At 67.0% G+C, this 6,621-nt stretch carries 7 protein-coding genes and 1 pseudogene; 4 read left to right on the top strand and 4 right to left on the bottom strand.

Annotated features, from left to right (window positions below; translation table 11 throughout):
• Window positions 1-825 precede the first annotated feature (825 nt).
• The 3 genes from AC067Z_RS38340 to AC067Z_RS38350 are packed head-to-tail and all read left to right on the top strand — an operon-like array spanning window position 826 to window position 2,470.
• Window positions 826-1,455: a nucleotidyltransferase family protein gene (locus AC067Z_RS38340; protein WP_478794275.1), complete on the top strand. Its 630-nt coding sequence runs from the start codon at window positions 826-828 to the stop codon at window positions 1,453-1,455.
• A 50-nt stretch (window positions 1,456-1,505) separates the two neighbouring features.
• A complete protein-coding gene (locus tag AC067Z_RS38345) occupies window positions 1,506-1,706 on the top strand; it encodes a hypothetical protein (protein WP_478794276.1) in 201 nt (66 codons plus the stop codon).
• Window positions 1,703-2,470, top strand: a complete 768-nt coding sequence (locus AC067Z_RS38350) for a metallophosphoesterase family protein (protein WP_478794277.1) — start codon at window positions 1,703-1,705, stop codon at window positions 2,468-2,470. Before AC067Z_RS38345 ends, AC067Z_RS38350 begins: the two co-directional genes overlap by 4 nt.
• Before the next feature lie 244 nt (window positions 2,471-2,714).
• Here AC067Z_RS38350 and AC067Z_RS38355 read toward each other — a convergent pair whose 3' ends face one another.
• Complete coding sequence (locus tag AC067Z_RS38355; RefSeq protein ID WP_478794278.1) at window positions 2,715-3,686, bottom strand: SAM-dependent methyltransferase; 972 nt, start codon at window positions 3,684-3,686, stop codon at window positions 2,715-2,717.
• 657 nt (window positions 3,687-4,343) lie between these two features.
• Here AC067Z_RS38355 and AC067Z_RS38360 point away from each other — a divergent pair.
• Window positions 4,344-4,756, top strand: a pseudogene (locus AC067Z_RS38360) (oxygenase MpaB family protein); the annotation flags it as partial.
• A 233-nt stretch (window positions 4,757-4,989) separates the two neighbouring features.
• Here the strand turns inward: AC067Z_RS38360 and AC067Z_RS38365 are convergent.
• The 3 genes from AC067Z_RS38365 to AC067Z_RS38375 all read right to left on the bottom strand — a co-directional run bounded on the left by AC067Z_RS38365 (window position 4,990) and on the right by AC067Z_RS38375 (window position 6,426).
• Window positions 4,990-5,871: an SDR family oxidoreductase gene (locus AC067Z_RS38365; protein WP_478794279.1), complete on the bottom strand. Its 882-nt coding sequence runs from the start codon at window positions 5,869-5,871 to the stop codon at window positions 4,990-4,992.
• Between the two features lie 34 nt (window positions 5,872-5,905).
• Entirely contained in the window at window positions 5,906-6,061 is a 156-nt protein-coding gene (locus AC067Z_RS38370; RefSeq protein WP_478794280.1) for a hypothetical protein, read from the bottom strand.
• 104 nt (window positions 6,062-6,165) lie between these two features.
• Window positions 6,166-6,426, bottom strand: coding sequence for a hypothetical protein (locus AC067Z_RS38375; protein WP_478794281.1), 261 nt, complete (start codon window positions 6,424-6,426; stop codon window positions 6,166-6,168).
• Window positions 6,427-6,621: the final 195 nt, after the last annotated feature.

Raw genomic sequence — 6,621 nt, forward strand, 5'->3', positions numbered from 1 at the left:
GCTACGAACGTAAAGCGGACCACTTCCTCGCCTTCACCAGCATCGCCTGCACCCTCATCTGCTACCGCAGACTCACCAAATGAGATGGCTTCTTAAACGACTTCACCATCACTCATCGCTGGGCCACCCAGGACACCTTCTCCACCGATCACGTGCCGTGCGTCCTCCGTCCCGGAGCCCGTCATGCCTACGTGCCGGGGCTTCGTCGGATGGGGCCCATTTGAACGAGGCCGACAGCGCGTGGGAGTGCCCCTGCCACGGCTCGCCTTCGGCGTAGACGGTGAGGCGCTGCAGGACCCGGCCATGCATCCGCTGGAACGACGCGAGCCGGACGCCGAAGTCTGAGCGCGAAGAACACGCTTTCGGAATACCGGCGCAAGGCCCGCCCGACTCACGTCGTATGCGATCGGATGGTCAACGCTTCGTAGACGGCCCGTCCGGTCGACTCGTCGACACCTTGCGCAATCACGACACGGGCCTTCTCCCCTGCGTGGATCTCTCGGCGGCCGGACGGAAATTTGTTCCTCCATGCCGGATATCGCGTCCCGAGCGGGTAAACGAAAGGTCACGAGTCACACGCCTGCCGTACGAGAAACCCAGATGACCTGCCAAGTCAGTATCCGGAACCTGGTGCCGGGGCTCGAACCGGCCCATTGCGACGAGCCGGATCGGCCGCGCGGCTTGGCTCCGATCCACCAAAGGGGACGCGTGTTAAGGCCAAGCAAGGTCGATGCAACCGTGAGAACACCGTCGCAGGACACCGGAAGGCGGTCCGAGGACCCTGTCGACGCACCCGGTGCCCTGCGTCTGGGCGGAGACAGAGCTGTGGAAGACGAACCCCTGGTACACGAGAGCAGCGACAAGCGGAGCAGCGCATGGCCCCTCCCACCGGATCGCAGCCAAGCAATCCTGGAGGCCGCCAAGCATGTGGCAGCCACGCTCAAGAGCGGCGGGCACTCGTTCGCCCTGGCTGGCAGTGTGGCGGCTTATGCACACGGTGTGCCCGTGAGCCTCCAGCATGACGTCGATTTCTGCATTCTGCGTCACGACGAGGGCGTGGTGACCGAAGCCTTGCAGAACGCCGGGATCGAGGTGCGCACCCCGACTGAGGACTGGCTGGTCAAGGCGCGTACCCGCGGCGAGGAGGTCGACCTCATCTTCGAATTGGCACAACGGCCAGTGACCACGGAACTGCTCGGCCGGGCGGAGACCCTGCCGGTTGACTCGGTGCATATGCCAGTGCTGGCAGCCACCGATCTTGTCAGCAGTCTGCTGGCCGCCTTCTCGGAGCACCATTGCGACTTCGGGGCGGTGCTGCCCATTGCCCGGGCTTTGCGGGAGAAGATCGACTGGGGCCGGCTGTACCGCGAGCATCGGGATTCGCCCATGCCCGACGCCTTCCTGTACCTCCTGGAGCGTCTGGAGATCACAAAACCTCGAGAGGCAACAACGTGACGCACGCCGACAGCGTCTCCTACCGAGTGGCACACCTGAGGGAACGACTCATGAGCGGGCCGATCGCCGAGATGGGCGTACGGATCGAGATGCGGGGCGACAGCGTCATGCTGTCCGGCACCGTCTCCAGCTCTGCTTGCCGGGAAGAAGTGCTGCGTATCGCGGAGGAAGTGCTGGCCGGATGCCCGTGGCACGAGGACTTGGCGGTGGCGGGTAGGACCGCCCCTGACCACCCCGAGGAACTCACATGATCCGGGTCGCTGCCGTAGGCGACATCCACTTGGGGCCTGACAGTGCGGGCTCCCTCCGGCCTGCCTTCGACACCCTGGGCGGGTGCGCGGACGTGCTGCTGCTCGCCGGTGATCTGACCCGGCACGGGACGACCGACGAGGCCGAGGTGGTGGCGCGGGAGGTGGCGGGACTCGACGTGCCCGTGGTGGCCGTCCTCGGCAACCACGACTACCACAGCGGTCAGCAGCACGAGGTGACGGCCTTGCTCCATGAGGCCGGCGCAACTGTTCTGGAGTGCGAAAGCAGCACGCTGGACATTCGGGGTGTACGGCTGGGAGTCGCCGGGACGAAGGGATTCGGCGGTGGCTTCGCGGGACGGAGCGGTGGCGAATTCGGTGAGCCGGAGATGAAGGCCTTCATCCGGTACACCCGCCGCTGTGCGGACGGCCTTCGCCGCTCCCTTGACGAGCTACGGGAGCAGGACTGCGCGGTCCGGATCGCCCTGACGCACTTCGCGCCGGTGCCGGACACTCTCGGCGGCGAGCCGCTGGAGATCTACCCCTTCCTCGGCAGTTATCTGCTGGCCGAGGCCGTGGACGAAGCCGGAGCCGACCTCGCCGTGCACGGCCACGCCCACTCAGGGAGGGAACGGGGGATGACCAGCGGCGGGGTACGCGTCCGCAATGTGGCCCAGCCGGTGATCGGCCGCGCCTTCGCCGTGTACCACCTCCCGGAGCAGGCGGACCAGCGGGCAACGGCACCCGGACCGGCAGGCCTACTTTGATAGGCCGAGCCACCCACGCCCACCGCGAGCGATTCTGGAACCCTCTCCTGCGTAGTTCCGGTGTACTGCTTTCCGACCGTGACCCGCCGAACACCAACACTCTCGGCTGTGCCGGGCGTCCTCTTGGCGGACCCCTCCGGTGCGGAACGGCGTGATGCTCAAGGTGCGGACATCGTTGCTCGGGCTGGGGCCTCCCTTCCTGAGGGCCGCGAAAGAGCCTTGCCCGGGTACAGGGGAAATCGACTCACGCCTTCTCGAAGACCATGCGAACGACGGTGAAGCGGTCCTCGCGCATGAACCGGAGTGCGGTTTCCTGTTCCCTGATGATGTCGGACACCGCGCTCTCACCGATGAGTTCCGCGCCGCGCGCCCGGTTGGCCTCAGCCCTCGCCAACCAGCTCTCCACCGTGGACACGCCGTCGCTCGGGTCGTCTCGCGTTTCCACCACGCGGAACAGGCCCCGGCTGGCTTCGGTCAGTTCGCCCCGGGTCGGCAGAAAGCACTCGGGGAACACCTTCCGCGACGCGTGAAGACCTTCGCGCACGTTCCTGATACCGCCGAAGACGTCCCTGAGGCGGAGGCGTTCCTCGGCGACATGACTCCCGCCGCGTGGGGTCAGTTGCTGGGGAGGAAGTACCAGGGAAGCGAGCCAGCCGCGGTCGTTCCAGGCGTTCGCCTGCAACGACAGACGCCCCGCCGGCCGCAGCCAGGAATGGCAACGTTGGAAGAACTCCCGGTATCGGGCGACACGCTTCGACCGCCACATGGTATTCCCGGCGAAGTGCTCGATTGCCTCGATGGCGATGATGGCGTCGTAAGGCCCGTCCGGTACGTGATCGAACCAGTTCTCGAGCCGGACCTCGCAGCCCGGCCAGTGCTGGTCACGGGCCCACGCGGCCTGGACGGGGCTCATCGTGATCCCTACCGCGCGTTTGACGTGATGCGTCTCCACCAGTCGGTGGACAAGGCTGCCGTAGCCGCAGCCGACGTCGAGCACCCGTTCCGCGCCCACGGCGTGCGCCGCCTCAGCGTGGTGGTCGAGCTTGCGCAGCTGGGCCGATTCGAGTGTGTCTCCCTCCTCCCACATGCCGTAGGAGTAGACGAGATCGGTGCCGAGCGTCAGCCTGTAGAAGTCCCCCAGGAAATCGTAGTGATGAAGGATCGCCTTCGACGACGTCCCCTTGTACGAGGAACCCTTCCTGGCTCCGTGCGTCACGCTACCCACCAGCTCTTTCTTCGGCGACGCAGGCCGGACGGTCAGCGGCCACCTGTTCCATATAACCGATTTCCGGGACCGGACCGCGGTCACACACCCGGCCGCGGACCCCAGCCCGCCCGATCGGATGCACGGCTGACCAGGGGCGGCGGGTTCGTTCTTCCCTCGGGCCTCCATCACCGGCAGGGCATCCGCGCGTCGAGGCCGGCTGGGGTCTGGACACGGGCTTCGCCACGCGGCCGGAATGCGCAGCACCCCCTGCGAAGCCGCCGACGTGCAGACCCGACGCAACAGTGCACGCAGTGGTCGAAGCCATGGCGGGCGAGGCGCACATGGTCTCCCGGAGGTCGGCGGAAACTACGTCCTCGACACGGAGGAGGCATGAGCCACGCGCAGGACGCCACGACATCGTGATCGTCGCCAGCGGGGGGCTGGGCTGTCGCTCGAGTACGCGCTGGCGGCGCCCGGCGCCGCCCGCCCCGTCTCGGTGAGCGCCGGGAGCGCACGGGTGCCCCCCGGCCCCTACGGCATCAGGCGTTGGTCTACCCGTCGGCCGCGGCTCAGCGTCCTCGGCCGCGCACCCCTCGAAGATGACGAGGCAGCCCACGAACCGACTCCATCGCTCCGTGGAGCGTCCTGCGGAGCGACACTTGAGCCATGGACGATCCCGACCCATGCCACGGCAACCTGCGGCAGCAGCTCGGATCCAGCCTCTTCCTCCGTGTGGCCGGGCCCTCAGGTGCTGCGACCAGGGCCCGCATCCATGGGGCACCCGGACCCCGGTGGTTCGGGCCCGAACGGCCGATCCGCATCGTGCATGGTGACGCCTCGATGTTCATCGGCGGACTTCGCGCACTGCTCATGCAGTCCCTGCACCCGCTCGCGATGGCCGCGGTCGCCGCGCATTCCGGCTACCAGGGCGACCCATGGGGTCGTCTGCAGCCGTGACCACTTATGGCACCGCGGACGACGCGCAGCGTGCAGTCGACCGTGTCCGAGAGCTGCACCGACGCATCCGGGGAGTAACAGCGTCCGATGAGGCCTACTGGGCAGGCGACCCGCATCTGCTCTACACCGGTCTGTACCGGAGCACCAGCTTCGCCGTCGACAGCTTCCCCGAGTCGTTCCACAAGCCGATCACCGACCAAGGCGACTTCATCAACGCCATGTCGGACCGAATGATGAAACGGGCCCTGAACTGCATCAACACCGGCCGCCGCTGCGGCTGATTCCTCCCCGTACAGGCCCGGCAGCGCACCGCGCGCTGCCGGGCCGCAGGCTTGCCGGGAACGCCTCGTGCGACCTACGGCCCCCTCGGGGCTGCGGTGCGGTCGGCGTCCGCCTGCCCTCCTGCACCGAGCAGTCCGGTCGGGGAGAACTCGGAGCGCATGAGCTCTTTGCGGGAAGCCAGTTCCACCACGGCGGGGAGGCTTGCGCGCACACTCTGCAACGCCCTCAGCCATGACGGAACGTACACGGACCGGGCGCGCCGCTCGACGGCACGTGCGAGGCGGTCGGCCACTGTTCCCACCGGATACACCTTGCGGGCCGGAGCGGGCATGTGGGCGCGGAGTTCGCGCAACACCGGATAGCGATCGGCATCCCGGATCATGTCGGTGTCGGTCCAATTGATATAGGCAATCCCGACAGATACGCCACGGGGTGCGAGCTCCGCGCGAAGAGAGTGCGCGAAGAATTCGACTCCTGCTTTCGAGGCACAATAGGCGCTCATCAGCGGAGCGGCTCCGATGGACGCGAGCGAGGCGATCTGGAGGTAGTAGCCCCGCGTGGTGAACAACGCCGGCAAGAAGGCGCGAGCAGTGATCGAGCTCCCGATGAGGTTCACTTCGATCACCCGGCGCCAGGTCTCGTGTTCGGAGTCGGCGAAGGGACCCCCTTCGGCCAGCCCGGCGTTGGCCACGACCACTGACGCAGGTCCGAACCGCTCGTCGACTTCCGCGGCGACGCGCGTCATCGCCGAGGCGTCGGACACGTCGGCGAACCATGAGTGGGCCTCGGTGGGAAGCGTCGCGGCCACGCGAGCAAGCTCGGCCTCCTCCAGGCCCACGAGTGCGACGCGAGCGCCGCGGTCGGACAGCCGCCGGACGAGACCTTCACCGATGCCCCGGGCGGCTCCGGTGACCACGGCGAGGCGGCCCTCCAGGGTTCGCATTCTGCCGGGCATGCGTGTCTCCCTGCCGTTCCCCGCTATTTCTGTCCTAGTCGTCGCTACGGAAGATATTGCATTCCTGCCAGGTATCCGCAGGATCTTCCGGCTCCGTCTCCCGGTCTCTGATGGCCAGGCGGCAGGTTCGTATCCTTTCCGCAGCGGGAATTTGATGGATTTTCGGTTCCGTGCGAATCAACACGTCCACGGCTCTCTCCTTGGGGCATCGGCGTGTGACAGTTGCTGTCACGGCCACAATGCGGTTACCCATTCGGAAGCCGCCCACTCAAGGGGTAGGAAAGGAGAGCGGGCTCAGGGGGACGACTCCACGATCGGCTCGGCAGCTGTCCGAGGCGTTAGCTCGCTCAGGAGTTGCCGAGCCTCGACCAGAAGCTCACCTCCCACCGCCGCTGCTGTGCCCTTCTCCTGCTGGAAGTCCCTGATGAGGTTGTCGAGCGTGCTCCACGCGTTCGTCAATGCGGTGTCGCGTCGGTCGCGCACCGGTTGTGGCTCGTCGACGCTCGTGAGCAGTTCGGCAGCGGCGCTGCACGCGATCGCGGCCTGCTCCAGCACTGCGGCATAACGGCGGAGGTAGGCAGGAGAGGGGGCGGGCAGCCGCTGCTCGCCATCGGCTACGGCCGCCAGGGTTCGCGTGACGGCGAGGAGGCGGCTGCTTAGACGTCATCTCATTTGGCTATCTCGGTAGAGTGTTGTTCATGGTGGGAATCGTTGAGCGGTTGGTGCCGGACGAGTTGTGGGGGTTGTTCC

This window comes from Streptomyces sp. NPDC043812 (assembly GCF_056436245.1).